A 26,780-nucleotide genomic window follows, 5' to 3' on the forward strand; every position below is an offset into this window, starting at 1 on the left:
TCAGTCCAGCCTCTTGCGCGTGACCAGGCGCGCCACGCCCAGCAGCACGACGGCGTAAGCCGCCAGGATGGCGCAGTTCCTGGCCACCAGCGGCCAGTTGTTCCCGGCCAGGAACAGCGACTTGATCAACTCCATGAAATAGGTGGCGGGCAGGATCTGCCCGATCACCCGTATGGCCGTCGGCACGTTGCGCAGGTCGAACATGAATCCGGACAGCATCAGGGCCGGCAGGAAGCTGGCGATCAGGGCCACCTGGCTGGCCAGGAACTGGTTGCGGGTCACCGACGAGATCACCAGGCCTATGCCCAGCGCGACCAGCAGATACAACATGGCGCTGAACAGCAGGACCGGCAGCGATCCGTACATGGGCACGTGGAACAGGAAGGCCGCGGCGGCCAGGCACAGCGCCAGCCCGATCATTCCCACGCAGAAATAGGGAATGATCTTGGCCAGCAGCACTTCCACCGGCCGCACCGGCGTGACGAACAGCGACTCCAGCGTACCCCGTTCCCACTCGCGCGCCATGACGAGCGCCGTCAGGAAGGCCCCCACCAGCGTCATGATCAGCACGATCAGCCCGGGCACGAGGTACCACGTGCTGTCGTTGGCGGCGTTGAACCACATGCGGTCGACCACCTGGACCCGGCCCGCGCCCGGCCCCGCAGCCTCGCCGCGGTCGGCCCGCTTCTGGCTCCACGAGGCCAGCGCGCCGGCGACGTAGCCGCGTATCATGGTCGCGCGGCTGGCGTCCGCGCCTTGCAGCAGGACCTGCACCTGCGCGTCGCCGGCGGCCAGCCGCCGCGAGAAATCCGCCGGCACCAGCACGGCGGCATCCACCTCCCGCGCGCGCATCAGCGCGTAGGCCTCGTGCGCCGAGCCCACCACGCGGGGCGCCAGGTAGCCCGGCGTGGACAGCCCGGCCACCACGTCGCGCGCGACCGGCGAGGCATCGTCCAGCACCACCGCCACGGGCGCGTTCCGGACATCCAGCGACAATCCATAGCCGAAGATCAGGATCAGGACGATGGGCAGCGCGATGCCCATCATCAGGTTGGCGCGATCACGCAGCAACTGCCGCACTTCCTTGCGCGTCAGCGAGACCAGGCGCCGCCAGAAGCCGCCGGACCGGGATTCGCTCATGCCGTGGCCTCCGCGGTCTCCTGCCTGCGGCCACGCTCGACGATGCCGATGAATGCCTCTTCCATGTTCATGCGATGCGCGGCCGTCTCGCCCGCCTGTTTGCGCACCTGCTGCGGCGTGCCCAGCGCCAGCAGCCGCCCGGCATCCTGAATGACGATGCGATCGCAGTACTCGGCCTCTTCCATGAAATGCGTGGTCACCACGATGGTGGTGCCGTCGGCGGCCAGCGTCGTGATCCGGCGCCAGAACTCGCGCCGCGCCAGCGCGTCGGCGCCGCTGGTGGGCTCGTCCAGGAACAGGATGTCGGGCTCGTGCAGCAGGCCGACCGCCATCGCCAGCCGTTGCTTGTAGCCGCCCGGCAGGCGTCCGCTGGCCGCTCGTGCCTGGGTTTCGAGCCCGAACTGCGCCAGCACCGCCGCGATGCGCGCGCGCAGGCGCTCGCCATGCAGGCCGTAGGCGCTGCCGAAGAACGTCAGGTTTTCCATCACGCTCAGGTTGCCGTACAGCGCGAACCGCTGCGACACGTAGCCGACGCGGCGCCGGGCCCGCGCCGGCGCCGTACGCAGGTCCACGCCCGCCACGCGCAGGAAACCGCTGCTGGCGGGCAGCAGTCCGCACAGCATGCGGAAGGTCGTCGTCTTGCCCGCGCCATTGGGGCCGAGCAGGCCGAATATCTCGCCCTTGTTCACCGTGAAGCTGGTGCGGTCCACGGCGACGAAATCGCCGAACTTGCGCACCAGGTCGCGGACCTCGATGATGGCTTCGCCGCTGGCGGCCGTCGCGCTCGGCACGGGCAACGGCGCTGCCTCGGCTTCCGGCCGGCGTTCTCGAAGCAGCACCATGAAGCCGTCTTCCAACCTGGCCGCGACCGGCCGCCAGGCCAGGGAGCGTCCTGGCTCTTGCGCGGGTTCGCCCCGCGCCGCCGGGCGACGGATCACGCGCACCTCTCCCCCCTCTGGCACGGCATCGATGACGCGGGCCGTGTCGTCCAGCAGGCGCGCCTGCAGCAGCCGGGCCGGCTCGCCCGGCGGCGGCGCCGCCACGAAGCACAGCCCGCGCGCGGGCCGGCGGATATCCTCGGGCCCACCCTGCGCCAGCAGCCTGCCTTCATGCAGCACGAACACGCGGGCGCAGCGCTCGGCCTCGTCCAGATAGGTGGTGCTGACGATCACGGACAGGCGCTCGTCGTCGACCAGTTGCCGGACGATCTCCCAAAGCTCCCGGCGCGACAGGGGATCCACGCCCACCGTGGGCTCGTCCAGCAGCAGCAGTTCCGGCGACCGGACCAGCGTGCAGGCCAGCCCCAGCTTCTGCTTCATGCCGCCGGACAACTTGCCCGCCGGGCGGGCGGTGAACCGGCCGAGATCGGTCATCTCCAGCAGGCGCGCATAGCGCTCGCCCCGCCGTTGCCGGGGCACGCCATGCAGGTCCGCGTACAGGTCCAGGTTCTCCTGCACGCTCAGGTCCTCGTACAGGCCGAAGCGCTGCGGCATGTAGCTGATGCGGTTCTGCACGGCCTGGGGATCCGCGGCGACGTCGATGTCCAGCACCCGCAGTTGTCCCTCGGCCTTCATCAGCCCCGCGACCAGGCGCAGCAAGGTCGTCTTGCCCGCCCCGTCCGGCCCGACCAGCGCGGTCAGCGCGCCCGCGGGCGCGTCCAGCGAGATGCCGTCCAGCGCCACGACCTCGCTTCCCCCGCGCGCGGCCGGAAAACGCTTGCGCACGCCGCGCGCCACGACGACGGCGGCCTCGCTCATCTGGCCGGTGCTCCGTCGTCCCGCCGGTCCGGCGCGATGCGCACGGTGGCCGGCATGCCCAGCCGCAGCCGGTCCTGCGGGTCGTCCACGAGCACACGCATCTCGTAGACCAGGCTGGTCCGCAACTCCTCGGTCTGCACGTTCCTGGGCGTGAATTCGGCCACCGACGAGATGTAGCCGATACGTCCGGCGATGGGCCGGTCGGGCTGGCTGTCGGTGAATACCTCGGCCGCCATGCCCGGCCTGACGCGTCCCAGTTGCGGCTCCGACACATAGACACGCACCCACTTGGGATCGGCGATCGCCAACGTATAGGCGGGACGCTGGGGCGAGGCCATGTCGCCGGGTTCCAGCAGCCGGGCGCGCACGACGGCGTCGGCCGGCGCCTTCAGTTCGGTCTGCTCCAGGCGGTAGGCGACCAGCGCCAGCTCGGCCCGCGACACCTCCAGTTGCGCCTCGGCCTGCGCGATGTCTTCCCTGCGCGGTCCGACACGCGCAAGTTGCAGTCCCTTGCTGCGGCTGTCCCATTGTGCGCGCGCCACCCGCAGGCGCGATTCGGCATTGTCCAGGTCCTGCTGGCTGACCCCGCGTCCGCCGGTGTTCGCGGCGATGCCCCGGAGGCGCGCGAGCTGCTGCTGCGCCAGTTCGACCTCGGCCTGGGCCGACGCCACCTGTGCCTGCGCCTGCGCCACTTCCTCGGGCCGGGTGCCGTTGCGCAGCCGCAGCAGCGCCTGCTCCTGCACCGCGATACGCGCGCGGGCCTGGACCTCCTGCAAACGCAGCGAACGGTCATCCAGCACCGCCAGGACGTCGCCGGCCTTGACGCGGTCGCCTTCCTCGACCCGCATCCGGACCACCCTGTCGCTGCCGTCGAACGCCAGCGTCACCTGCCGGATATCGACGTTGCCGTATAGCGTCAAGCCATCCTGTGCGGGCGCCGGGCGCAAGACATACCACGCAGCCCCCGCCAGCACCGCCGCCACCAGCACGCCCCCTGCCAGCACCTTCTTCATCGCCGCCGCCCTTGGAAACCGTCGGTCGGCAAATTATATAACTCAAATTTCAATTTGATGTATGATTTTTACATGCCCACTCCCGCGTCCCCGGCGCCTTCCCGCATGGCCGTCACGTCCCGACCGTCGATCCCCGCCCGCTCTCCACGCATGGACGGCGAAGCCACCCGCGCCCGCATCCTGGAGACCGCCGGGCAACTGTTCGCCGAGCGGGGCTACGCGGACACCACCAGCAAAGCCATCTGCGAGCGGGCACAATGCAACATGGCCGCGGTCAACTACCACTTCGGCAGCCGCGACGGTCTCTACCTGGCTTTATTGAAGGAAGTCCACAAGCATCTGATCAGCCTGGACTACCTGACGCGCCTGGCGCACAGCGCCCAGCCCCCGCGGCGCAAGCTCGAGGAATTCCTGGACGGACTGACGGCCAGCCTGCTCAATGCCGACAGCTGGCACATCCGCCTGTGGGCACGCGAGGTGCTGGCGCCCTCGCCCCACCTGGACGGCATCATCGAGGCCGAGGCCCTGCCGAAGTTCGGGCTCATCAGCGCCATCATCGGCGAGATCACCGGCATCCCCGCCGGGGACCCGGCGCTGACCCGGTGCGTGCTGAGCGTCATGGCGCCCTGCATGGTGCTGCTGATCGTCCACCGCGACATGAACAGCCCCATCCAGGCACTGTTCCAGCAGCCGGCGGCGGACCTGGCCGCGCACCTGAAGACCTATGCGTTCGCGGGACTGGATGCCATCGTCGCCACCCGCCCCCCGCGCCGGTCCGCGCGCAAGCCGCGCTGACGCCTACTCCGCCTGCAGGCCGTGGCGCGCGACCACGTCCTTCCAGCGGGCGAATTCCTTGCGGTTCAGTTCCGCGAATTCCTCGGGCGAAGTCAATACGACGTCATAGCCCTTCTCGAGCAGGTCCTTGCGCATCTGCGGCGCCCCCATGATCGCGCCGATCTCGTCGTGCAGGCGCTGGACGATGGCCTTGGGCGTGCCGGCCGGCGCGTACATGCCCACCCAGATCGACAGGTCGTAGTCGGGATATCCCGACTCGGCCACCGTGGGCAGATCGGGCACCAGTTGCGAACGCAGCCTGCCGGTCTGGGCCATGGGCTTGAGCTTGCCCGAGGCCACGTTCGCGCGCGAGGCCTCGACCGTGCTGATCAGCATGGTCGAGCTGTTCTGCATGACGTCCATGGCCGCCACGCCCATGCCATTGGCCGGGATGTGGCGCATCTTCGTTCCCAACATGTCCTGCAGCACCAGGGAATACAGATGGGTGGTCGAGCCCGGGCCCGGCGAACTGTAGCTGACCTCGTCGCCCATTTTCTTCAAATAGGCGACGAATTCCGGAAAGGTCTTGGCCGGCACGGACGGGTGCGTCAGGATCAGCATCTGGCCCGAGGCGATCTGCCCGATGGGCGCGAAATCCTTGACCGGATCGTAGGGCGTCTTGCGCGAAGCCGGGGTGATGACATGCGTGTTCAGGGACATCATCAACGTGTAGCCGTCGGGCGCGGCCTTGGCCACGTAGGCGGTGCCGATGGCGGCCGCCGCGCCGGGCTTGTTCTCGACCACGACGCTCTGGCCCAGCCGCGCCGCCAGCTTCTCGGACAGCAGGCGGGACAGCGTGTCGGCGCTCGTGCCCGGCGTATAGGGCACGACGATCCGGATGAGCCGGGAGGGGTAACCCCCCTCCGACTTGCCCGCCGCCTGCCCGTGGGCCGCCGCGGTGCCCAGCACCAACGTCAAGGCGAGCGCGAGCCGCGATGGGAAAAGGACGCCTTTCATGCTTTTGTCTCCTGACGATGTTCTGGGTCGCCCGCCGCGGCCGGTTCATGCCGGCTCATGGCTCCTGCACTCACTCTAACACACATACAGTATGTTTTTATAAACAGTTAGGGTTTTCTAGGAACCCCGCCTTGTCTCCAAGATGTTCATGCGTCACGCCGCGCCCGCGGTTGCGATGCACGGCGCCGTCCCCATATAGTCAGGCATGACCATCGCCCGCCACCCCGTCGACGCTTTGCACGGCTTCCATCCGGCCGTGGCCGCCTGGTTCCGCCAGGCGTTCGGCTCGGCGACGGAAGCCCAGCGCCGCGCCTGGCCGCATATCCGCGCCGGCCGTTCGACGCTCGTGGCCGCCCCCACCGGTTCCGGCAAGACGCTGACCGCCTTCCTGGCCGCCATCGACGAGCTGGTGCGAATGGGCGTGGACGCCGGCGGCGCGCTGCCGGACGCCACCATGGTCGTGTACGTCTCGCCGCTGAAGGCGCTGTCGAACGATATCCGCGTCAACCTGCAGGCGCCGCTCGAAGGCATCGCCGCGGAACTCGACCGCATGGGCCTGCCCGACCCGGGCATCCGTACCGCCGTGCGCACTGGCGACACCGAGGCGCAGGCCAGGCAGGCGATGCGCAAGCGGCCGCCGCACATCCTGGTGACGACGCCCGAATCGCTGTATGTGCTGCTGGGTTCGGACGGCGGGCGCCGCATGCTCGCCGACGTGCGCACCGTGATCGTGGACGAAATCCACGCCATGGCGGGCAACAAACGGGGCAGCCACCTGGCCCTCACGCTGGAACGGCTTGACGCCCTGTGCGGCAGGCGTCCCGTCCGCATCGGGCTCTCGGCCACGCAGAAGCCACTGTCGGCCGTGGCACGCTTCCTGGCCGGGCCGGCCCACGCGGACGACTGCGCGATCGTCGACGTCGAACACGTGCGGCGCCGCGACCTGGACCTGGAGCTGCCGCCCGTCCCCCTGGAGGCCGTCATGGCCACCGATGTCTGGGACCGCGTGTACGACCGCATGGCCGAACTGGTGGGGCAGCACCGCACCACGCTGGTCTTCGTCAACACCCGCCGCATGGCAGAACGCGCTGCCCGCCACCTGGCCGACCGCCTGGGCGAGGAAGCGGTGGCCGCCCACCACGGCAGCCTGGCCAAGGAACACCGGCTCGACGCCGAACAACGGCTCAAGCGCGGCGAACTGCGCGTGCTGGTCGCCACCGCCTCGCTGGAACTGGGCATAGACATCGGCGACGTCGACCTGGTCTGCCAGGTCGGCTCGCCGCGCACGATATCCGCCTTCCTGCAACGGGTGGGCCGCTCGGGCCACCACGTGGGCGGCATCCCCAAGGGACGCCTGTTCCCGACCTCGCGCGACGAGTTGATCGAATGCGCAGCGCTGCTCGACTGTGTGCGGCGCGACGAGCTGGATGCGCTGCACGTGCCCATCGCGCCGCTGGACGTGCTGGCCCAGCAACTGGTGGCCGAGGTCGCCTGCCAGGAATGGAGCGAGGAAGCCCTGTACGCGCTGGTGCGGCGCGCGGCGCCCTATGCGGACCTGGAGCGGCCGGCGTACGACGCGGTGCTGCGCATGCTGGCCGAGGGCTACACCGGCCGCCAGGGCGTGCGCGCGGCCTACATCCACCGCGACGTGGTGACGGGCGCGCTGCGCGGGCGGCGCGGCAGCAAGCTCACGGCGGTCACCTCGGGCGGTACCATCCCCGACAACGCCGACTACACCGTGCTGCTGGAACCGCAAGGGCTGATGGTCGGCACGGTCAACGAGGACTTCGCGGTCGAAAGCCTGGCCGGCGACGTCTTCCAGTTGGGCAACACGTCCTATCGCATCCTGCGCGTGGAAGCCGGCCGCGTCCGCGTGGAGGACGCGCACGGCGCCGCGCCCAGCATCCCGTTCTGGCTAGGCGAGGCGCCCGGCCGCAGCGACGAACTGTCGGCCGGCGTCTCGCGCCTGCGCGCCAGGGTCGAAAGCCTGCTGGCGCGCTCCGGCGACACCTCGCCCGACGTCGAGGGCGCCATCCAGGCGCTGATGGACGAGATCGGCTTGAACACCTCGGCAGCGCGCCAGATCGTCGAGTACCTGGCGCGCGCGAAAGCGGCGCTGGGCCGGCTGCCCACCCATGACGCGCTGGTCATGGAACGTTTCTTCGACGAGTCGGGCGGCATGCAGCTGGTGGTGCACTCCCCCTTCGGCAGCCGGCTCAACCGCGCCTGGGGCCTGGCCCTGCGCAAGCGCTTCTGCCGCAGCTTCAACTTCGAGTTGCAGGCCGCGGCCACCGAGGACGCCATCGTGCTGTCGCTGTCCACCAGCCACAGCTTCCCGCTGGACGAAGTCTGGCGCTACCTGCGCTCGAACACCGCCGAGCACCTGCTGGTGCAGGCCTTGCTGGACGCACCGCTGTTCAACGTGCGCTGGCGCTGGAACGCCACCACCGCGCTGGCGCTGCCGCGCTACGTGGGCGGCCGCAAGGTCGCGCCGCAGTTGCAGCGCATGAAAAGCGACGACCTGCTGGCCGCGGTTTTCCCCGACCAGGCGGCCTGCCTCGAGAACGTGGTCGGGGAACGCGAGATCCCCGACCACCCACTGGTCGCGCAGACCATCGGCGACTGCCTGCACGAGGCGATGGACGCCGAAGGCTGGCTCGCGCTGCTGCGGCGGATCGAGAAGCGGGAAATCGAATTGGTGGCGCGTGACCTGCCCACCCCATCGCCGCTGGCCATGGAGATACTCAGCGCGCGCCCCTACGCTTTCCTGGACGACGCGCCGCTGGAGGAACGCCGTACCCAGGCCGTGCAGGCTCGCCGCTGGACCGATCCGGAATCGGCGGACGACCTGGGCGCCCTGGATGCCGGCGCCATCGAAGCGGTGGCCGCCGAAGCCTGGCCGCAGGCGCGCGGCACCGATGAAATGCAGGAGGCGCTGGCAAGTCTGGCCTGCGTGACCGAAGCCGAGGCGGCGGCCAACGACGGCTGGCGGGACTGGCTGGGCGCGCTGGCGGACGAAGGGCGGGCGACACGGCTGCGCCTGGGACCCGGCGCCGCCCTGTGGGTACCGGTCGAGCGCCTGGCCTGCGTGCGCGCCCTTTACCCCGGAGCTCGCGCCGAACCGGACATCGCCCTGCCCGCCGGCTGCGACGAACCGTGGGAGGCCGACGCCGCCCTGGTCGAAGTCGTGCGCGCGCGGCTGACCGGATTCGGACCGCTCGAGCTGCCGCGCATCGCCGCCGACCTCCGGCTGCCCGAGACCGTCGTCGCCGCGGCACTCGCCCGGCTCGAGGCCGAGGGCTACGTCATGCGCGGCCGCTTCCACCCGCAGGCACGGCAGGAAGAATGGTGCGAACGGCACCTGCTGGCCCGTATCCACCGCTACACCATCAAGCGCCTGCGCCGCGAGATCGAGCCGGTCGAACGGCAGGACTTCATGCGCTTCCTGCTGGCGTGGCAACACGTCGCGCCGGACGCCCGCCTGCAAGGCCCCGGCTCCCTGCCACAGGTCATCGACCAGTTGGAAGGCTACGAAGCCGCTGCCGGAGCCTGGGAATCGGACATCCTGCCGGCGCGGCTCGACGCCTACTCGCCCGGCTGGCTGGACGGGTTGAGCCAGGCCGGCAAAGTGGTCTGGATGCGCCTGGCGAGCCAGGGCAAGTCCACGGCCGGACCGGTGCGCGCCACGCCCATGGTACTGCTGCCCCGGCGCCACCTTGGCCCCTGGCAGGCGCTCGTGCCGCCGGACCAGCAGGCCGAATTGTCGGCACGCGCGCAGCGGGTGCGCGAGGCACTGGCCAGCCACGGCGCGATGTTCTTCGACGAACTGCTGGGCGACACCCGCCTGCTGCCCAATGAACTGGAAACGGCGCTGGGCGAACTGGTCGCGGCGGGCGCCGCGAACGCCGACAGCTACGCCGGCCTGCGCGCGCTGCTCGTCCCCGCGTCCCAGCGCACCGCCCACCAGCGTCGGCGTTCGCGCCACGGCACGGCCCCGAACCAGATGGACCAGGCCGGCCGCTGGGCGCTGCTGCGCCGGCCCGCCGCCACCGACCCCGCGCCCCCCGGCAAACGTACGCGTACGGATCCGCAGGTCCTGGAACACATCGCCCAGGTCCTCCTGCGCCGCTACGGCGTCGTCTTCTGGCGCCTGCTGGAACGCGAGGCCCGCTGGCTGCCGCCGTGGCGCGAGCTGCTGCCCGTGCTCCACCGCCTGGAGGCCCGCGGCGACGTGCGGGGCGGCCGCTTCGTGGCCGGCCTGGCGGGCGAACAGTTCGCGCTGCCCGAGGCCATCCCGCTGCTGCGCGGCATCCGGCGCCGCGAGCCCGGCGGCGAACTGGCCTGCGTCTGCGCCGCCGATCCGCTGAACCTGGCGGGCGTGCTGCTGCCCGGGGAAAAGATACCCGCGCTGGCCGGCAACCGCGTACTGTATCGCGACGGACTGCCCGTGGCCGCCGCCGTCGCGGGCGACATCCGCTATCTGGTCGAGGCCGCGCCCGACGAGCGCGAGCGGCTGCGCGCGGCGCTGGTGGCGCGACGCTGAAGTCCCCCCGGCGGCCCCTCCCGGCCGCGCAAACCCGAAAAGCAGAAATGCGGAAAACAGCGGGTATCGCGCAAGTGTAAGCGGCTACAATTGCGCGTTGCGTAGGCGGCCCACGGGCCGTCCGGATTCTCCCCCATCGATGGCCCCGCGGCCCCGGCCGACGCCATCCTTCGCCACACAGGAATTGCGCAGCATGATCATCGATTGCCACGGTCACTACACGACCTCGCCTGCCGCCCACAACCAATGGCGCGACCAGCAGAAGGCCAACTTCAAGGCCGGCGGCGACATCGACCCGGCCTATCCCGATATCTCCGACGACGAGATCCGCGAGACCATCGAGAAGAACCAGCTGCGCCTCCTGCGCGAGCGCGGCGCCGACATGACCATCTTCTCGCCCCGTGCCTCCGCCATGGAGCCCCACGTCGGCAACGAGAACGTCAGCCAGGTCTGGGCCCGCCGCTCGAACGACCTGATCAAGCGCGTCGTCGACCTGTACCCCGAGACCTTCATCGGCGTCTGCCAGCTGCCGCAATCGCCCGGCGTCTCCATCGCCAGTTCCATCGCCGAGCTCGAGCGTTGCGTCACCGAACTGGGCTTCGTCGGCTGCAACCTCAACCCCGACCCGTCCGGCGGCAGCTTCAGCGCCCCGCCGCTGACCGACCGCTCGTGGTATCCGTTCTTCGAGAAAATGGTCGAGCTGGACGTGCCGGCCATGATCCACGTCTCGGGTTCGTGCAACTGCGCGATGCACGCCACCGGCGCCTACTACCTGGCCGCCGATACCATCGCCTTCATGCAGTTCATCGAAGGCGACCTGTTCCGCGACTTCCCGACGCTGCGCTTCATCATTCCCCATGGCGGCGGCGCCGTGCCCTACCACTGGGGCCGCTACCGCGGGCTGGCCGACATGCTCAAGCGCCCGCCGCTGGCCGAGCACGTGATGAAGAACGTCTACTTCGACACCTGCGTCTACCACCAGCCCGGCATCGACCTGCTGTTCGAGGTCATCGACGTCGACAACATCCTGTTCGGATCGGAAATGGTGGGCGCGGTGCGCGGCATCGACCCCCAGACCGGGCACTATTTCGATGACACCAAGCGCTACATCGACGCGCTGGACATCCCGGCGGAAGACAAGCGCAAGGTGTTCGAACTGAACGCGCGCCGGGTCTATCCGCGCCTGGACGCGCAACTGAAGGCACGGGGACTGTAAACCGCGGTTTCCCCCTTGCCTGACGGGGCCTGCCGGCGTCATCGACGCGCCGGCAGGCCCCATGTGCATTCCGGCCTCCAAAGGCCTCCACCGATACTTGTCAGGTATCGGTGGAGAAAACCCGCCATCTTTTCCCCATCGCTCCCCCGCCTTACGCTTGCATCGGGCACAAGGGCGTGCTCATTCTTCCCGCACGCCCCATAACAGAGACAGGAATCCCCGATGCGCTACGTCCGCTTCCTCCATGACGGCACCCCCTACCTCGGCACCCGCGAGGGCAACAAGATCCGGATCCTGGGCGAGGAATCGATCGAATCCCTGCTGGTCGCCGACACCGACCTCGAAACCTACGCCGGCACCCGCGGCGGCGGCAAGCTGGTGGACGAGGCCGACGTCGCCTACCTGCCCGTCGTCGAGCATCCGGCCAAGATCTTCTGCATCGGCCTGAACTACGCCGACCACACCAAGGAAAGCAAGTACGAGCAGCCCGCCTATCCCACCATCTTCCCGCGCTACGACACCAGCCTGGTCGGCCATGGCCAACCCATCGTCCGCCCGCGCGTGTCCGACTCCCTGGACTTCGAGGGCGAACTGGCGGTGATTCTCAAGCGCGGCGGGCGGCACATCAGGAAGGAAGACGCGCTCGACTGCATTGCCGGCTATGCTCTGTTCAACGACGGCTCGGTGCGCGAATACCAGTTCCTGTCCCCGCAATGGACGGTGGGCAAGAACTTCGACGCCACCGGCGCCTTCGGTCCGGAACTGGTCACCGCCAGCGAAGTGCCGCCCGCGGCGCGCGGCCTGCGCCTGGAAACGCGCCTGAACGGCGAAGTGGTCCAGTCGGCCAGCACCGACGACATGATCTTCGACATCCCCACGCTGATCAGCGTCATCAGCGAGGCGATCACGCTGGAACCCAGCGACGTCATCGTCACCGGCACGCCCGCCGGCATAGGCTGGGCCCGCACGCCCAAGCTGCTGATGCGCGCCGGCGATGTCTGCGAAATATCGGTGACCGGCTTCGCCACCCTGCGCAACCCGATCGCCGACGAAGCCTGAACGTCCGGCCACGGCCGCACGACGGAGGAGACCCATGAGCATACAGACCCAGCATGGCGCGGGCACCCGGCAAGCCGCGGTGCATTCCATCGACCACTACGCGTTGATGGTTCCGGACCTGCCCCTCGCCCGCCATTTCCACGAGGCCTTCGGCCTCACGGTCGAGGACGAGGGCCATGGCCTGGCGCTGCGGGCGCGGGACGGACACGTCTCGGCCCGCCTCCACGCGGGCCCGCGCAAGGCGCTGGCCTACCTCAGCTTCAATTGCTATGCCGGCGACCTGGCGGCCATCCGCGCTCAGCTGGAGCAGGCCGGCGTCGCAACGGCCGCCGGCGTGCCGCACGCCACCGCCGAGGGCATCTGGTTCCACGACGCGGACGGCAACCTGATCCAGGTCAAGGCCGGCCCCAAGATCACGCCGGACGCCAAGAGCCCGCTGGACGACATCCACGTGCAAGCCGACGCGCGCGGCGCCCGCTTCCGCAGCCAGGTCGCGCAGGTCCGCCCGCGCCGCCTGTCCCACGTACTGCTGTTCACGCCCGACGTCTCGCGTGCGCTGGCTTTCTATGAAAAGACGCTGGGCCTGAGGCTGTCCGACCGGTCCGGCGACGGCATCGCCTTCACCCACGCCCCGCATGGCTGCGACCATCACCTGGTTGCCTTCGCCCGCAGTTCGGCACGCGGCTGGCATCACTCGGCCTGGGACGTGGCCAGCATCGACCAGGTCGGCCAGGGAGCGGCGCAGATGGCCGCAGCGGGCTACACGCGCGGATGGGGAACGGGCCGGCACGTGCTGGGATCGAACTTCTTCCACTACGTGCGCGACCCGTGGGGTTCGTACTGCGAATACTCGGCCGACATCGATTACATCTCGGCCGAGCACGGGTGGCCCTCGGGAGATTTCCCGCCCGAGGACAGCCTGTATCAGTGGGGGCCGGACGTGCCGCCGGACTTCATTCACAACACCGAGGCCTGATCGAGCATACATGCCGGTCGATGCGACCGGCATGCAGACTCCACCCCACTGCTGGCCCTGGCCAGCGAAATACGCGAAGCGGTCGAGGACGGTGCGTTCGCGCAATGGTGCCGCCGGCGGCGGTCAGCCCATCCGCCCCCGGCCTGTCGCCCGGGCCAGCGTCGACCGCGCATCGGCCCCCGCCCGCCCCCGCCAGGCGATATGGTGGTCCGGCCGGATCAACACCCGCTCGGCGCCATAAAGCGCCTGCGCGGCGTCATCGTCGAGCTCCAGCACCTCCAGGCCCAGGCCGTACTCGTCCGCCACCGCGTGCCACGCCTGGCGCTCGCCGGCCGGCAGCGCGCCAAAGGCAAGCAGCGTGAAGTCGCGCCCGAACAAGTCGAACAGCACCTTGCCGCGCACGACGGCATGCGGCGCGCGCGACCCCGGCAAGGCCAGGGGCACGTAGCGGTTCGGATCGTCTTGCGGCGCGGGACCTGGCTCGACCGCGACGATGGGACTGTCCAGGTAGCGCACGCCTAATTGCAGGCCGGGAATGTTGAACTCGCTGGCCACGTGCGCGGCCAGGCGGCGGCCGAGCTCGGCGCGCGCCCGCACGCCGGCCTCGCTCTCTTCCTCGATGTCGGCGCCGGCGCGCAGGTTGCCGATGCTGTCCGCCATGCTGCGCGCGAAGGCCGTATTGCGCAGCGCCATGGGCCGGCGTTCGCGCTCGTAGCTGTCCAGCAGCGCGGGCGGGGCCGCGCCCTGGATGACGGCGGCCAGTTTCCAGCCCAGATTCACCACGTCGTCGATCGAGGTGTTGTAGCCCATGCCTCCGGTGGGCGTGAAAAGATGCGCGGCATCGCCCGCCAGGAACACGCGGCCACCGGCCATCCTGTCCGCCACCAGCGTATAGCCGGCCACCCAGGGCAGGCGATCGATGAGTTCGAAGTCGAATTCCCTGCCCACCACGGCATGGGCGGTGGCGACCGGATCGATGTCGCCAGGCGCCTGGCCGGGGGCCAGTTGCACGGCAAGGAGGAAGGTCTCGATGCCGTCCACGGCGATCAGCAGCCCCCGCTGGCGCGCGTTCACGGCCCAATACTGCCAGGCGGGCTGCTTGCCGATCGCGTCGTAGAGCCGCCTGGACCGGAAGTAGATGGACAACATCTGGCCGCCGAAGAAATCGCGCTGCTCGCTGCCCTGTCCGGAATAGCCCACGCCCAGCGACTTGCGCACCAGGCTGCGGGGACCGTCGCACCCGACGAGGTAGCGCGCTTGCAGTTGCCACGCCTGACCACCGCCTTCGGGTTCGACCGTGGCCGTGACGCCCTGCTCGTCCTGTTCGACGGCCACCGCGCGCTGCCCCAGGCACAGCCGCACGCTTGGATACGCGGCCGCGCGCCGGCGCAGCACCGGCTCGATCAGCATCTGCTGCACCCGATGCGGCAGCTCGGGAGTCGGCCACGCATCGCTGCCGTAGTCGCCGGCATTGTCCGGAGCATGGCCGCCGGCCTCGCTGCGCCGAGCCGCCTCGCCGCGGCTCGGGATCCTGAACCGCGCCAGCTCGTGCTCGGCCAGCTGCGTGCAATAGACCACGTCCTGCGGATAATCCGGCGGCAGGCCCAGGGCCCGGATCTCGTCGGAGAAACCCCGCCGGCGATAGTGCTCCATGGTCCGGGCCGAGGTCGCGTTGGCCTTGGGAAAGGCCGGCGGATCGGCATCCTCTTCCAGCAGGACGCAGGGAATGTCCCGGCACCCGAGTTCGATGGCCAGCATCAGGCCGGCGGGACCGCCGCCGACGATGGCGACTTCTGTCTGCATGGTATTCACGGTAAGGCTTCCTTCAGTCCGTCGTCGCCCCCGTGCGCCGCACCATCTCGGCATAGCGGGGAGTGTCCTTGCGCATCCACTCGGACACCGTCGCGCCGGGAACGGCGGCGGGCACGAATCCGAACGTGGCCATCCTGGCCTTGACCTCGGGCACGTCCAGCGCCGCGCGCACCGCGCGCGAGATCGCCTCGACCCGCTCGGCCGGCGTGCCCGCCGGCGCCACCAGGGCGACCCAGGTGGAGGCATCCACGCCCCGGGGTCCGCCCGCCTCTTCCAGCGTGGGCACGTCGGGCAGGGCCGACGATCGCTGGCCGTCGGCCACCGCCAGCACGCGCAGCTTGCCGGCCTGGATCAGCGCGCCGGCAGTGGCGTACGAACCCAGCGCCCAGGTCACTTCTCCGTTGGCCACGGCCGCGTACAGTTGCGCGGTGTCCTTGAACGGCACGTGCAGCATCTGCGTGCCCGTGGCCGCCTCGACCTGCGCGGCGCCCAGGTGGCCAGGGCTGCCGACCGCCCACGAACCGTACGTCACCTTGCCCGGCGAAGATTTGGCCGCGGCGATCAGCTCGGCCACCGACTTGACCGGACTGCCGCTGGAGACCACCACGAAGAACGAGGTCCGGTACAGCCCGCCGACGGGGACATAATCCTTGACCGGGTCGTAGGGCAGCTTGCGGAACAGGCTGGGATTGATCGCCATGTGGCCCACGTCGACGACGCCCAGGTCATAGCCGGTGGCCGCGGCGCGGCGCACCGCCTCCATCGAGATGAAGCCGTTGCCGCCCGGCCGCGGTTCCACCACGACGGCCTGGCCCCAGTCCTTGGACAACTGCTCGCCCACCATGCGGGCTACGGCATCGGGGCCGCTGCCCGCCGGAAACGGGCTCAGCAGCCGCACCGGCCGGGTGGGAAAGGCATCCGGCTGCGCCGCGCCGGCGGCCATGGGCTGCAATGCCATGGCGCAGAACAGGGTTGCCGCGAATCTGGCTAGGGTCATGGTTTGTCTCCGTAATGGGGTACTTGTTGTCGGAGACGAGTCTAGGTAAGGTCAGTGCTTACAGAAAGATGGCAAAATCCTTCCATCGATACCTAGGCGTTATCGACATGAAACTGCACCACCTGCGCGACTTCGTCGCCATCGCCGACGCGCACAGCGTGCGCGGCGCCGCGCGGGCGCTGGGCCTGGCCCAACCCGCGCTGACCCGCAGCCTGCGCGAACTGGAAGGCGAACTGGGCACGCCCCTGCTGGAGCGGCACGCGCGCGGCGTGGTGCTCACCCCCATCGGCCAGGCCTTCTACGGCCGCGCGCACGCCGCCATGGCGGAACTCCAGCGCGGGCGCGAAGAAGTGGCGCAGTTGCTGGGCACCCCATCGGGCACGGTCACCGTCGGCCTGTCCAGCGCGGTCTGGCTGGTCATGGCGGCGCGGGCGCACCAGGGGTTCCGCAAGAAATATCCAGGCGTGCGGCTGCGCATGATGGAAGGCTTCTTCTCCATGCTGGAAGGCCGCCTGCAGGACGGTACCCTGGATTTCTTCATCGGTCCCCGGCCCGCGCGCCCCATCGGCGACGGCTACAAGGTGGACCTGCTGTTCCACAATGACCGGGTGGTCGTGGGCCGCAAGGGCCATCCCCGGCGCCACGCCACCAGCCTGGCGGAACTGGTCGACGAGGACTGGGTCCTGACGGGCGTGCGCGAACGCGTGGAGGCCGAATTCGAGGATGCCTTCGCCAGCCAGGGGCTGCCCCCGCCGGTGCCCATGACCCAGGCCGAATCCATGGTGGGCGTGGCGGCGCTGCTCAGCTCGACCGATGCGCTCGCCATGCTGCCGCGGCAGTGGCTGCAGGCCCGCCTGTTCGAAGGGGTGATCGAGGCCATCCCGGTGCGCGAGCACATCGAGGGCCCGGACATCGTGCAGATCTCGCGCGCCGGCGTACCCTTGACGCCGGCGGCGGCCTATCTGTCCACCTTGTTCGAACGCGCCGCGGTCTCGATGTGACCGCGGCCCTCAGCCCGCCTGCTCGCGCCAGATGTCCAGGCTCTGCTGCGCCGGCCGGTCCGAGAAACTGAACAGGACGGTATCGGCATCCGCATGCAGGGTGTAGGGCATCCATGACGGGCAGACGAACACGTCGCGCTGGCCAAAGCGCAGTTCCCGTCCGCCTATGCGGCACGTCCCGCTGCCTTCTCGCACGGCATAGACGGTGGCGTCGGTCGAACGATAGGCCGCGCCGTCGAAACCGGCCGGCAGGTACTGCAGGAACGTACCCATGGTCGGCATGGGCCACCCGCCGGTGACGGGGTTGACGTATTGCAGCTTGTGGCCCCAGCACGGATGCGGCGCCTGCGACCGCGCGAAGGCCAGCAAGGCCTCGCGGCTGCGCGCGTACGGGTACCAGCACAGCGGCGAGGTCCGGCTGGCCGGCTCGAAACCCACCGGCTTCATCGTCGCGCCGAAGGCCGCCAGGTTGTCCGCGCCATCGCCGCCCTGCCCCGACGGCGCGGCCTCGCCCTTCTCCATGAATTGCGCGTCGAACAGTTCCACGATGGGCACGTCCAGCCCGTCCAGCCAGACCATGGGCTCGTCGGAGGGATTGCCGTGGTCGTGGAAGGCCCACGACGGGGTGATGACGAAGTCCCCCTCCTCCATCGCGATCCGGCGTCCGTCCACCGCCGTATAGGCGCCCTTGCCCTGCAGGACGAAACGCATGGCCGACTGCGAGTGGCGATGCGGCGGCGCCACTTCGCCGGGCAGGATGAGCTGCAGCCCCGCATACAGGCTGTGCGTGATGCGGGACCGGCCGCGCAGCCCCGGGTTCTCCAGCACCAGGACCCGGCGCTCGGCCTCTTCGGCGCTGATCAGGTTGCCCGCGTCCCGCAGGTAGGGCCACATGGTTGCCCACGGCCAATGGCAAGGCTGGCAGGGCGTGGACGGCGTGGGCGTGATCAGGCCGTGCAGCACTTCCCACAGCGGCGTGCAATGGCTGGCGTCGATGCGGCCGTAGAACGCCTCGCGCCGCGCGCGCATGTCGTCCGTCATCGCGGAATCTCCTTCGGGTCGTACATCCAGGCCATGCTTTCCATGGTCTGCTCCGCCGTCCTGGCGCCCAGGAACGCGTTGCGCAAGTCGCGCGTGGCGCCCGCGGCGTGGTAGGCATGCCCATAGAGCCGCGCCGTCAGCTGCGTGCGGGCGGTGCGCAGGTAGCGCGCCTGCTGGTAGTCCAGGAACGCGGCGGCCATGTCGCCCCGATGGGCCTGCACCTTGCCGGCCAGGCACACGGCATCTTCCATCGCCATGCAGGCGCCCTGCGCCAGGTATTGCAGCATCGGATGCGCGGCATCGCCCAGCAGCGTGACCCGCCCTTTGCTCCAGTTGGCCACGGGTTCGCGGTCGCACAGCACCCACATGCGCCAGGACTCGATCTTCTCGAGCATGCCCAGGACCAGGGGATGCGCGCCCTGGAAGCGCAGGTGCAGTTCCTCCGGGTCGCCGTAGGTATCCCAGCCGTCCTCGTAGCGATCGCTGTGGAACACGGCCACCAGGTTGAACAGCTCGTTGCCGCGCAGGGGGTAGTGGACCAGGTGATACTTGGGCCCCATCCAGACCACCATCGCGTTCAGCCGATTGCTGTCGGGCACTTCGTCGGCGCGCAGCACCGCGCGGTAGGCGATATGGCCCGAGACGCGGGGCTTGCCGTCGCCCACGATGCCCGCGCGGATGGTGGACCAGAGCCCGTCGGCGCCGATCAGGGCCGCGCCAGTGAACGTCTCCTCACGCTGGGTACGGACCACGACGCCGTCCGGCGTGTCTTTGTAGTCCTGCACCTTGGTGGCGGCATGCAGCGTGACGCGCCCGCTTTCGCGGCAGGCTTCCAGCAGGACCGCATGCAAATCCGCGCGGTGGATCAGTCCGTAGGGCCGGCCGAAGCGTTGCGGGAACAGGCGGGCGACGGGCAGTTGGACCAACCGTTCGCCGGACAGCGCGTCCATCGCGACGATGTCGTCGGGAAACGAGGCCAGCCGGTTCACCTTGTCGGTGATGCCCAGCGCATCGAAAGTATGGAAGGCGTTGGGGCCCAGCTGGATGCCGGCGCCGATTTCCTTGAAGGTCTCGGCCTGCTCGAACACCGTCGCCGGGCGCCCGGTGCGCGCCAGCGCCAGCGCCGCTGCCAGACCGCCTATGCCGCCCCCCGCCACCAGGACCCTGGATGTATCGTCCGCGCTCATGCCGGGTCTCCCGCCTGCGCCTGGCGCACGGCCACCGTCATCCGGCCCACGCCGGCCACCTCGACGTCGATGACGTCGCCCGCCTCGACCGGCCCGACGCCTTCCGGCGTCCCCGTGAACAGCAGGTCGCCGGGATGCAGCGTGTAGAACGACGAGGCCAGCTCGATCAGCTCGGGTATCCCCAGCACGAGGTCCCGGGTATTGGCCCGCTGGCGCGGCTGGCCGTTCACGGTCAGCCAGAAATCCAGGTTGGCCGGATCCGGTACTTCGTCGGGCGTCGCCATCCATGGTCCCAGGACCGAATAGGTATCGATGGACTTGCGCAGGCTGCGCTCCTCCGGCCCGCGGGTGGTCATGTCCAGCCCCACGCAATAGCCGGCGATGTACTCGTACGCCCGCGCGGCGGGAATGTCGCGGCCGCGCCGGCCGATCACGACCACCACCTCGGCCTCGTGGTCGTTGCGGCGATCCGGATGCTTCAGGGCGACCCCCGCGGCCGGACCGACCAGGGAACTGGTGGCCTTCAGGAACAGGCCCACGCGCTGGATTTCGCCGACCTGGTTGCGATGATGGATTTGCGCATCGCTCCGGGCTTCGTCCAGGTGCTTCAGGTAGTTGACCGGCGCCGCGATGATCTTGCCCGGGCTGGCCACCGGGCTCAGCAGGGAAACGTCCTTCAAATGCAGGCTGGGCGCCCCCGGCAACAGGTCGCGGATGCAGCGCCGGACCACGTCCAGGTTGGCGATCAGCGGGTCGAAGGGCGGCAGCGGATAGGTATGGGCGGGCAGGACGGCAAGAGCGGGCGTGACGTCGCGGACCCGGTCCCCTTCCACCAGCCCCAGCCGGTCCGCGTCGAAGCGGCAAAGCAGCATGGATGTCTCCTTGCAGGAATGTCAGGCAGGAAGACTAGGGATGCCGCACTATTGCGTCAATCGACTAGAATTTATTCATCATATTTAAAAATACAATATCCCTTTCTCGCCCTCCATGAGCAAACTCGACCTGACGGACCTGCGCCTTTTGCAATCCCTGGGCCAGACCGGCACCGTATCGGCCACGGCCGACGAACTGGGCCTGAGCCAGCCGTCGGTCAGCATCCGGCTGGGCAAGCTGCGCCGGCACTTCAAGGACCCGCTGTTCGTGCGCACGTCCGCCGGCATGGTGCCCACGCCCCGCGCCGCCTCGCTCACCTCCGCGGTGCAGGGCGCGCTCGCCCTGTTCGACGGTACGGAAGGCCGGGACCCGGACTTCGATCCCGCCACGTCCGACCGGGTGTTCCGCATCTGCATGACCAACACCGGCCAGATGGTCGTCCTGGCCCGTCTGCTGAACCGCCTGGCCGAGATCGCCCCCCACGTACGCCTGGAGATACGAGACCTGGATCCGGACACGCCGCGCCGCCTGGAAACCGGGGATGCCGACCTGGCCATGGGCTACACGACCAGCATGCAGGCGGGTTTCCACCAGCAGACGCTGTTCAGCGAACACTATGTCTGCCTGGTCCGTGCCGGCCATCCGCGCGTCAAGGCGAAACTGACGAAATCCCAGTTCCTGTCGGAGTCCCACGTGGCCGTGATGACCACCGGCACGGCCCACTGGCTGCTGGACAAGGCGATCGACGACGCCGGCATCGTCCGCAAGACGGCCTTGTGGGTACCGTCCTTCCTGGGCCTGGAGGAAATCGTCGCCAGGACCGACCTGCTCGCGCTGGCCCCCATTCACCTGGCTCGCATCCTGGCCGCCCACGGCACGATCCGCTACCTGGCGGTGCCGTTCGATCTGCCGTCCTACCTGGTGCGCCAGTACTGGCACGAGCGCTATCACCGCGATCCAGGCTGCAAATGGCTGCGGGCGGTCGCGGCCAGCGTGTTCCAGGAGTAGCGGGCACGGCGTTTGCTAAGGGTCCCCACCTCAGTGAGAGGGGCACTCTGGAGAAACCCTTATGAACAAATCGACCATACCGGCCCCGCAAAAGGCCGCCCTGAGCCTGTTGCTGGACGACCATCGCAATGCCAAGAAGCTGTTCAAGCAGTTCAAGGACGCGGGATCCGACGCGGAAAAGGAAGAAATCGCCCAGACGGTCTGTAAAGAATTGACCATCCATACCAAGCTGGAAGAGGAAATCTTCTATCCCCTGGTCCGGCAGGAAGGCGGGGAACCCTTTGCAGACCTGCTGGACGAGGCGGTCGTGGAGCATGCCAGCGCCAAGGAATTGATCGCGCAGATCCAGGCGATGAAGCCCACCGACGAGATGTACGATGCCAAGGTCACCGTCCTGGGCGAATACATCAACCATCACGTCAAGGAAGAAGAAGAGGAACTGTTTCCCAAGATCGTCAGCAAGAAGATCGACCTGCGGGAAGCGGCGGACATGATGGCAACGCGCAAGGAAGAGCTGATGGGCACCGTCCCGGCCTGACGGCCGGGCAGCCGGGCGGGAGGCTTCGCTGCCCGGCTGCCCCCAAAAGCGGGGTACCATGTCCACCTGCTTGTCGATACTACCCAGAAGCCCCATGAAGCAAGAACCGACTTTGCGCGACGACAGCGCTCCTCGCCCGGAAAGCGACACCAGCTTTCTTTGGTCCGATGCCCGGCTGCTCGGATTCCACCCCATGGACGAGTCGCACAAGGAGTTCTACGACGTCGCCTTCCGGCTGCTGACCTGTACCCAGGACTCCGCGCCGGCCGCGCTGGACGCGTTCGAGGAACACGTGAAATCGCACTTCGGCCAGGAAGAAGAGTGGATGCGTACCACCGACTTCCCGCCGTCCGACTGCCACGTGCAGGAACACGAAGCGGTCATGAAATCCACCCGCGAGGTGCGCGAACTGTTCCTGAGCGGGCAGGCCGACGTGGCGCTGGTGCACGACTTCGCCCTGCACCTGTTCCAGTGGTTCCCCGGCCATGCCGACTACCTGGACGCGGCGCTGGCCGCCTGGATGAGCAAGCGCGCCTACGGCGGCAAGCCCATCGTGCTGCGGCGCAAAATATAAGGTGGAAATATAAGGCGGGAAGGCCGCCGCGCTACGCCAGCGGCGGCAGCAGGTTCATCAGCAGCACCATGGCCAGGCCGACCACGGCCACGATGGACTGCACCACCGAGATCGTCTTCGTCGCCTCGCCCATGGTCATGCCGAAGGACTCCTTCACCATCCAGTAGCCGGCGTGGTTCGCGTAGTTGAAGAACAGCGATCCGCAGCCGATCGACAGGGCCAGCAGCGGCAGGTTCAGCGTCGGGTCGGCGCCGGCCAGCGGCGCCAGCAGGCCCGAGGCGCCCACGATGCCCACTGTTGCCGAGCCGGTGGAGACCGACAGCAGCATGGAGATCATCCACCCCAGTACCAGCGGCGGCAGCGCGAAGGCCTGGGTCAGGTGCACGATGGCATCGCCCACCTTGGCGTCGGTCAATACCTGCTGGAACGCCCCGCCGCCGGCGATGATGAGCAGGATGCCGGCCACCGGCTTCAGGCTGGCGCCCAGCGCATCGCGCAGCTTCTCGGCGTCGCCGTGCCGGGCGTAGACGAGCACGATGGCCGCGAACAGCACGCCGATCAGCATCGCGATGATGGGATTGCCCAGGAAAGCCGCCATCTTGAAGGTGAACGAGGATTTGGGCACCAGCATCTCGGCCAGCGCGTGCACCAGCATCAGGATGGCCGGCAGCAGCGCCACCAGCACGCCCAGCCCGATCCCGACCGGCCGGCCGGGGTCCGCCTTGCCCACCGAGAACTGGTCCACCAGCGCCTGGTCGGGCCGCACCGTCAGCCGCGGCGCGATGAAGCGGGCATAGACCGGGCCACCCAGCACGATCGAGGGTATCGCCGCGATGAAACCGTAGATCATGGTGGCGCCCACGCTGGTCTTGAGCGTGGCGATGGCGGTCAGGGGCCCGGGGTGCGGCGGTACCATGCCGTGCATGGACGCCAGCGCGGCGATGACCGGCACGCCCACGTAGACGTAGGCGGAGCCCTTGATGGCCTTCTGCTCCTCCAGCTTGCGGGCCACGCTGAAGATCAGCGGCAGCAGCACCACCAGACCCACCTCGAAGAACATGGGGATGCCGACGATGAAGGCCACCAGCGCCATGGCCCATGGAATGCTGGATGGCGACGCCTTCGTCAGGATGGCCCCGGCCAATCCGTCCGTCACCCCGGTGTCCGCCAGCACCTTGCCCAGCATCGCCCCCAGGGCGATGACGACGCCCACGGCTCCGAGCGTCTTGCCCGCCCCGTTGGTGATGGCCTTGACCAGGGTGTCGGGCGCCATGCCGGTGGCGAACCCCACCCCCACGCACACCACCAGCAGCGCCAGCAAGGGATGCAGCCGCAGCCGCGACACGATGAGCCCGACCAGCGCCAGCACGCTGATCAGGGCGGCCACCAGAAGCTGAATATCGTCGTGGGTCATGGTTTCCCTGTGGATGCCGAAGCCGTAGGAAAGAACTCGTACCGTTGCCCAGTCTATACGAAACACCCGGGGGGATAACTGAGATAATGACAGGGTCACTTTGCCGAATCCGATGCGCCATGCAATTCCATCTGAACGGGTTCAAGCCCGGCGACCCTGAAATCTCCGAACCTGCCGGGCACGCCGCGGGCCCGCGCGCCGACGCGCTGCCGGACGAGGTCGACATCCTGATCGTGGGCAGCGGCCCCACCGGCCTGACCCTGGCCACGCAACTGGCGGCCTTTCCCGACCTCAAGACCTGTATCGTCGAACAGAAACCCGGTCCCCTGCGACTGGGCCAGGCCGACGGCATCGCCTGCCGCACGGTCGAGATGTTCGAGGCCTTCGGCTTCAGCCGGCGCGTGCTCAAGGAAGCCTATTGGGTCAACGAGACCTCGTTCTGGAAGCCCGACGACGAACAGCGCGACCACATCGTTCGCAGCGGCCGCATCCAGGACACCGAGGACGGACTCTCGGAGTTCCCCCACGTGATCCTGAACCAGGCCCGCGTCCACGACTTCTACCTGGACGTCATGCGCAACGCGCCGTCGCGGCTCGAGCCCCACTACTCGCGCCGCCTGCTGGACCTGGCCGTTGCCGAATCCCCGGCCGGCGGCACGCCCACCCACCCGGTCACGGCGCGCTTCGAACGCACCGATGCCGGACACGAAGGCCAGGTCGAGACCGTGCGCGCCCGCTTCGCGGTCGGCTGCGATGGCGCCCACAGCGCGGTGCGCAAATCGCTCGGACGCGCGCTGCACGGCGAATCCGCCAACCAGGCTTGGGGCGTGATGGACGTGCTGGCCGTCACCGACTTCCCCGACATCCGCATCAAGTCGGCCATCCACTCGGCCAGCGAAGGCAGCGTGCTGATCATCCCGCGCGAGGGCGGCTACCTCGTGCGCCTGTACATCGAACTCGACAAATTGAACGAGAACGAGCGCGTCGCCAGCCGGCAGATCACGTCCGACCGCCTGATCGCCGCCGCCCAGCGCATCCTGCGCCCCTACACCCTGGACGTGAAGGAAGTCGCGTGGTGGTCCGTGTACGAGATCGGCCAGCGCCTGTGCGACAAGTTCGACGACGTGCCCGAACAGGAAGAACACGCCCGCCTGCCCCGGGTCTTCATCGCCGGCGACGCCTGCCACACCCACAGCCCCAAGGCGGGCCAGGGCATGAACGTCTCGATGCAGGACGGCTTCAACCTGGGCTGGAAACTCGCCGCCGTCCTGCGCGGCCAGAGCACGCCCCAGATCCTGCATACCTATTCCAAGGAACGCCAGACCGTCGCCAAGGAACTGATCGACTTCGATCGCGAGTTCGCCAAGATGTTCAGCGCCGCGCCCAAGGATCCTTCCAGGGACGACAGCGAAGGCATCGACCCGGCCGAATTCCAGCGCTACTTCGTCAAACAGGGCCGCTTCACCGCCGGCACCGAAACCCGCTATTACCCGTCCATCATCAGCGCGGAGCCGACCCACCAGGAACTGGCGCGCGGCCTGACCATCGGCATGCGCTTCCACTCGGCCCCGGTCATCCGCCTGGCCGACGCCAAGCCCATGCACCTGGGCCACGCGGTCAAGGCCGACGGCCGCTGGCGCGTGTTCGCCTTTGCCGATGCCGCGGACCCCGCCGCGCCGTCCTCGGCCATCGGGGAACTGTGCCGTTTCCTGGCCGGATCAAGCCAGTCGCCGATCCGCAAATACACGCCCGCAGGGGCCGACGTCGACGCCGTGATCGATGTGCGCGCGGTCTTCCAGCAGGGCCATCGCACGCTGGCGCTGGAAACCATGCCGTCCTTCCTGCTGCCGCGCAAGGGCCGCCATGGGCTGATCGACTACGAGAAAATGTTCTGCCCCGACCTCAAGAGCGGCCAGGACATCTTCGACATGCGCGGCATCGACCGCCGGCGCGGCTGCGTGGTGATCGTGCGGCCGGACCAGTACGTGGCGCACGTGTTGCCGCTGGATGCCCACGCCGAACTGGCGGGGTTCTTCGACGGCTTCATGGTGGAGGCAGGCTAGGAAGGCTGCGGCGCGCCAGCTACATCATGGACGCCACGCCCTGGATCAGGTAGACGGTCCCGATTCCCAGCACGATCGTCCGGGTCCAGCGGCGAAACTGCGCGTCGGTGATGCGTTCGAGCACGGCCCGGCTCAACGAGGTGCCGACCACGGCGCACCCGATGATCGCCCCCCAGTGCCACCATTGGGCCGACAGCTCCGCCGCGCCCAGCGCGCCGCCGAAATACGCCAGCTTCGAGGCATGTCCCAGCACCTGGCACGTTGCCTTCGTCGCCACCACGGTCCGGCGGTCCATGGTGGTCGAGCGCACGAAGAAAATATCCAGCAGCGGCCCAGTGACGCCACTGAGCAGATGCATGACCTGGCACACGAAGCCGCATATTTCCGCGGCCATGCGCCGCTCCGCCTGGGGCGCCAGGCGGGCCGGCACCGCCAGCGCGATGAAAGGGCTCAACCCCAGCACGATCAGCGCCAGGCTGCGGCTGGGAACGAACCGGACGCTGAACATCAGCGCAAACGCGACGGCGGCCCCCATGGCGAAACGCCCCACGATCCGCCAATCGGTATGCGCGCGCCACAGCACCGCGCGCCAGACGTTCGACGCCAGCAAGGCCACGCTTTGCACGACCATGGCCGCCGAGACCGGCATCAGCAACAGCAAGGCGCCCATCAGCACCATGCCGCCCGCCATGCCGAATACGCCCGACAGGAAGGCGGCAAATACGGTCAACAGGCTGACAATGGCGAAAATTCCAGCCGTCATGGCTGCTCCCCCAT

General features: G+C 68.8%; 21 protein-coding genes. 10 read left to right on the forward strand and 11 right to left on the reverse strand.

The annotated features are described in order from the left end of the window. Genes CDO46_RS18110 through CDO46_RS18120 form a run of 3 tightly spaced genes read right to left on the reverse strand, consistent with a single transcriptional unit; the run spans position 1 to position 3,910 of the window. Positions 1-1,140: an ABC transporter permease gene (locus CDO46_RS18110; protein ID WP_087839883.1), complete on the reverse strand. Its 1,140-nt coding sequence runs from the start codon at positions 1,138-1,140 to the stop codon at positions 1-3. Next, a complete protein-coding gene (locus tag CDO46_RS18115) occupies positions 1,137-2,897 on the reverse strand; it encodes an ATP-binding cassette domain-containing protein (RefSeq protein ID WP_087839884.1) in 1,761 nt (586 codons plus the stop codon). The genes CDO46_RS18110 and CDO46_RS18115 overlap by 4 nt, the downstream gene beginning before the upstream one ends. Then, positions 2,894-3,910 (reverse strand): HlyD family efflux transporter periplasmic adaptor subunit, encoded by a 1,017-nt coding sequence (locus CDO46_RS18120; protein ID WP_087839885.1) that lies wholly within the window; start codon positions 3,908-3,910, stop codon positions 2,894-2,896. Before CDO46_RS18120 ends, CDO46_RS18115 begins: the two co-directional genes overlap by 4 nt. 72 nt (positions 3,911-3,982) lie before the next feature. On the opposite strand from CDO46_RS18120, the gene CDO46_RS18125 reads away from it, so the two are divergent. Then, positions 3,983-4,705, forward strand: coding sequence for a TetR/AcrR family transcriptional regulator (locus tag CDO46_RS18125; protein WP_243724414.1), 723 nt, complete (start codon positions 3,983-3,985; stop codon positions 4,703-4,705). Between the two features lie 3 nt (positions 4,706-4,708). Here CDO46_RS18125 and CDO46_RS18130 read toward each other — a convergent pair whose 3' ends face one another. Then, a complete protein-coding gene (locus CDO46_RS18130) occupies positions 4,709-5,701 on the reverse strand; it encodes a tripartite tricarboxylate transporter substrate binding protein (protein WP_087839886.1) in 993 nt (330 codons plus the stop codon). Between the two features lie 205 nt (positions 5,702-5,906). Between CDO46_RS18130 and CDO46_RS18135 the strand changes: the two genes are divergently transcribed. The 4 genes from CDO46_RS18135 (at position 5,907) to CDO46_RS18150 (ending at position 13,495) form a co-directional block, all read left to right on the forward strand. Further along, positions 5,907-10,244 carry a DEAD/DEAH box helicase gene (locus tag CDO46_RS18135; protein ID WP_087839887.1) on the forward strand — a complete coding sequence of 1,446 codons (4,338 nt, stop codon included), beginning with the start codon at positions 5,907-5,909 and terminating at the stop codon, positions 10,242-10,244. A gap of 193 nt (positions 10,245-10,437) precedes the next feature. Then, the gene (locus tag CDO46_RS18140; protein WP_087839888.1) at positions 10,438-11,460 is read left to right on the forward strand and encodes an amidohydrolase family protein; all 1,023 of its coding nucleotides are present in this window, start codon (positions 10,438-10,440) and stop codon (positions 11,458-11,460) included. A gap of 222 nt (positions 11,461-11,682) precedes the next feature. After that, positions 11,683-12,519, forward strand: a complete 837-nt coding sequence (locus CDO46_RS18145; RefSeq protein WP_087839889.1) for a fumarylacetoacetate hydrolase family protein — start codon at positions 11,683-11,685, stop codon at positions 12,517-12,519. A gap of 34 nt (positions 12,520-12,553) precedes the next feature. After that, complete coding sequence (locus tag CDO46_RS18150) at positions 12,554-13,495, forward strand: VOC family protein (RefSeq protein WP_087839890.1); 942 nt, start codon at positions 12,554-12,556, stop codon at positions 13,493-13,495. A gap of 123 nt (positions 13,496-13,618) precedes the next feature. On the opposite strand, the gene CDO46_RS18155 is transcribed toward CDO46_RS18150, so the two are convergent. Together CDO46_RS18155 and CDO46_RS18160 are read right to left on the reverse strand one after the other, a co-directional pair. After that, positions 13,619-15,298, reverse strand: coding sequence for an FAD-dependent monooxygenase (locus tag CDO46_RS18155; protein WP_087839993.1), 1,680 nt, complete (start codon positions 15,296-15,298; stop codon positions 13,619-13,621). 22 nt (positions 15,299-15,320) lie between these two features. Next, positions 15,321-16,304, reverse strand: a complete 984-nt coding sequence (locus CDO46_RS18160) for a tripartite tricarboxylate transporter substrate binding protein (RefSeq protein WP_087839891.1) — start codon at positions 16,302-16,304, stop codon at positions 15,321-15,323. Positions 16,305-16,411: 107 nt separating this feature from the next. Here CDO46_RS18160 and CDO46_RS18165 point away from each other — a divergent pair, with 107 nt between their 5' ends. Beyond that, positions 16,412-17,305: a LysR substrate-binding domain-containing protein gene (locus tag CDO46_RS18165; protein ID WP_087839892.1), complete on the forward strand. Its 894-nt coding sequence runs from the start codon at positions 16,412-16,414 to the stop codon at positions 17,303-17,305. A 9-nt stretch (positions 17,306-17,314) separates the two neighbouring features. Here CDO46_RS18165 and gtdA read toward each other — a convergent pair whose 3' ends face one another. The 3 genes from gtdA to CDO46_RS18180 are packed head-to-tail and all read right to left on the reverse strand — an operon-like array spanning position 17,315 to position 20,405. Further along, positions 17,315-18,346: a gentisate 1,2-dioxygenase gene (gene gtdA / locus CDO46_RS18170; protein ID WP_087839893.1), complete on the reverse strand. Its 1,032-nt coding sequence runs from the start codon at positions 18,344-18,346 to the stop codon at positions 17,315-17,317. Beyond that, complete coding sequence (locus CDO46_RS18175) at positions 18,343-19,533, reverse strand: 3-hydroxybenzoate 6-monooxygenase (RefSeq protein ID WP_087839894.1); 1,191 nt, start codon at positions 19,531-19,533, stop codon at positions 18,343-18,345. The genes gtdA and CDO46_RS18175 overlap by 4 nt, the downstream gene beginning before the upstream one ends. Then, positions 19,530-20,405: a fumarylacetoacetate hydrolase family protein gene (locus CDO46_RS18180; protein WP_087839895.1), complete on the reverse strand. Its 876-nt coding sequence runs from the start codon at positions 20,403-20,405 to the stop codon at positions 19,530-19,532. Before CDO46_RS18180 ends, CDO46_RS18175 begins: the two co-directional genes overlap by 4 nt. Before the next feature lie 115 nt (positions 20,406-20,520). Here CDO46_RS18180 and CDO46_RS18185 point away from each other — a divergent pair, with 115 nt between their 5' ends. The 3 genes from CDO46_RS18185 (at position 20,521) to CDO46_RS18195 (ending at position 22,526) form a co-directional block, all read left to right on the forward strand. Then, a complete protein-coding gene (locus CDO46_RS18185; RefSeq protein ID WP_087839896.1) occupies positions 20,521-21,414 on the forward strand; it encodes a LysR family transcriptional regulator in 894 nt (297 codons plus the stop codon). 61 nt (positions 21,415-21,475) lie between these two features. Beyond that, entirely contained in the window at positions 21,476-21,952 is a 477-nt protein-coding gene (locus tag CDO46_RS18190; RefSeq protein WP_087839897.1) for a hemerythrin domain-containing protein, read from the forward strand. Positions 21,953-22,046: 94 nt separating this feature from the next. After that, positions 22,047-22,526 carry a bacteriohemerythrin gene (locus CDO46_RS18195; protein ID WP_087839898.1) on the forward strand — a complete coding sequence of 160 codons (480 nt, stop codon included), beginning with the start codon at positions 22,047-22,049 and terminating at the stop codon, positions 22,524-22,526. A gap of 31 nt (positions 22,527-22,557) precedes the next feature. On the opposite strand, the gene CDO46_RS18200 is transcribed toward CDO46_RS18195, so the two are convergent. Next, the gene (locus CDO46_RS18200) at positions 22,558-23,940 is read right to left on the reverse strand and encodes a GntP family permease (RefSeq protein WP_087839899.1); all 1,383 of its coding nucleotides are present in this window, start codon (positions 23,938-23,940) and stop codon (positions 22,558-22,560) included. 119 nt (positions 23,941-24,059) lie between these two features. Here CDO46_RS18200 and CDO46_RS18205 point away from each other — a divergent pair, with 119 nt between their 5' ends. Beyond that, positions 24,060-26,003, forward strand: coding sequence for an FAD-binding monooxygenase (locus CDO46_RS18205; RefSeq protein WP_087839900.1), 1,944 nt, complete (start codon positions 24,060-24,062; stop codon positions 26,001-26,003). Positions 26,004-26,022: 19 nt separating this feature from the next. Here CDO46_RS18205 and CDO46_RS18210 read toward each other — a convergent pair whose 3' ends face one another. Then, on the reverse strand, positions 26,023-26,766 hold the full coding sequence (locus CDO46_RS18210) for a sulfite exporter TauE/SafE family protein (RefSeq protein ID WP_087839901.1): 744 nt from the start codon (positions 26,764-26,766) through the stop codon (positions 26,023-26,025). Between the last annotated feature and the right edge of the window lie 14 nt (positions 26,767-26,780).

It is taken from the genome of Pigmentiphaga sp. NML030171 (genome assembly GCF_002188635.1).
Taxonomy (GTDB): Bacteria; Pseudomonadota; Gammaproteobacteria; order Burkholderiales; family Burkholderiaceae_B; genus Pigmentiphaga; species Pigmentiphaga daeguensis.

Bases quoted from the DNA above. Each gene is read 5' to 3' on its own strand.
- CDO46_RS18110 (WP_087839883.1), bottom strand. From the start codon at position 1,140: ATGAGCGAATCCCGGTCCGGCGGCTTCTGGCGGCGCCTGGTCTCGCTG.
- CDO46_RS18115 (WP_087839884.1), bottom strand. From the start codon at position 2,897: ATGAGCGAGGCCGCCGTCGTCGTGGCGCGCGGCGTGCGCAAGCGTTTT.
- CDO46_RS18120 (WP_087839885.1), bottom strand. From the start codon at position 3,910: ATGAAGAAGGTGCTGGCAGGGGGCGTGCTGGTGGCGGCGGTGCTGGCG.
- CDO46_RS18125 (WP_243724414.1), top strand. From the start codon at position 3,983: ATGCCCACTCCCGCGTCCCCGGCGCCTTCCCGCATGGCCGTCACGTCC.
- CDO46_RS18130 (WP_087839886.1), bottom strand. From the start codon at position 5,701: ATGAAAGGCGTCCTTTTCCCATCGCGGCTCGCGCTCGCCTTGACGTTG.
- CDO46_RS18135 (WP_087839887.1), top strand. From the start codon at position 5,907: ATGACCATCGCCCGCCACCCCGTCGACGCTTTGCACGGCTTCCATCCG.
- CDO46_RS18140 (WP_087839888.1), top strand. From the start codon at position 10,438: ATGATCATCGATTGCCACGGTCACTACACGACCTCGCCTGCCGCCCAC.
- CDO46_RS18145 (WP_087839889.1), top strand. From the start codon at position 11,683: ATGCGCTACGTCCGCTTCCTCCATGACGGCACCCCCTACCTCGGCACC.
- CDO46_RS18150 (WP_087839890.1), top strand. From the start codon at position 12,554: ATGAGCATACAGACCCAGCATGGCGCGGGCACCCGGCAAGCCGCGGTG.
- CDO46_RS18155 (WP_087839993.1), bottom strand. From the start codon at position 15,298: ATGCAGACAGAAGTCGCCATCGTCGGCGGCGGTCCCGCCGGCCTGATG.
- CDO46_RS18160 (WP_087839891.1), bottom strand. From the start codon at position 16,304: ATGACCCTAGCCAGATTCGCGGCAACCCTGTTCTGCGCCATGGCATTG.
- CDO46_RS18165 (WP_087839892.1), top strand. From the start codon at position 16,412: ATGAAACTGCACCACCTGCGCGACTTCGTCGCCATCGCCGACGCGCAC.
- gtdA (WP_087839893.1), bottom strand. From the start codon at position 18,346: ATGACGGACGACATGCGCGCGCGGCGCGAGGCGTTCTACGGCCGCATC.
- CDO46_RS18175 (WP_087839894.1), bottom strand. From the start codon at position 19,533: ATGAGCGCGGACGATACATCCAGGGTCCTGGTGGCGGGGGGCGGCATA.
- CDO46_RS18180 (WP_087839895.1), bottom strand. From the start codon at position 20,405: ATGCTGCTTTGCCGCTTCGACGCGGACCGGCTGGGGCTGGTGGAAGGG.
- CDO46_RS18185 (WP_087839896.1), top strand. From the start codon at position 20,521: ATGAGCAAACTCGACCTGACGGACCTGCGCCTTTTGCAATCCCTGGGC.
- CDO46_RS18190 (WP_087839897.1), top strand. From the start codon at position 21,476: ATGAACAAATCGACCATACCGGCCCCGCAAAAGGCCGCCCTGAGCCTG.
- CDO46_RS18195 (WP_087839898.1), top strand. From the start codon at position 22,047: ATGAAGCAAGAACCGACTTTGCGCGACGACAGCGCTCCTCGCCCGGAA.
- CDO46_RS18200 (WP_087839899.1), bottom strand. From the start codon at position 23,940: ATGACCCACGACGATATTCAGCTTCTGGTGGCCGCCCTGATCAGCGTG.
- CDO46_RS18205 (WP_087839900.1), top strand. From the start codon at position 24,060: ATGCAATTCCATCTGAACGGGTTCAAGCCCGGCGACCCTGAAATCTCC.
- CDO46_RS18210 (WP_087839901.1), bottom strand. From the start codon at position 26,766: ATGACGGCTGGAATTTTCGCCATTGTCAGCCTGTTGACCGTATTTGCC.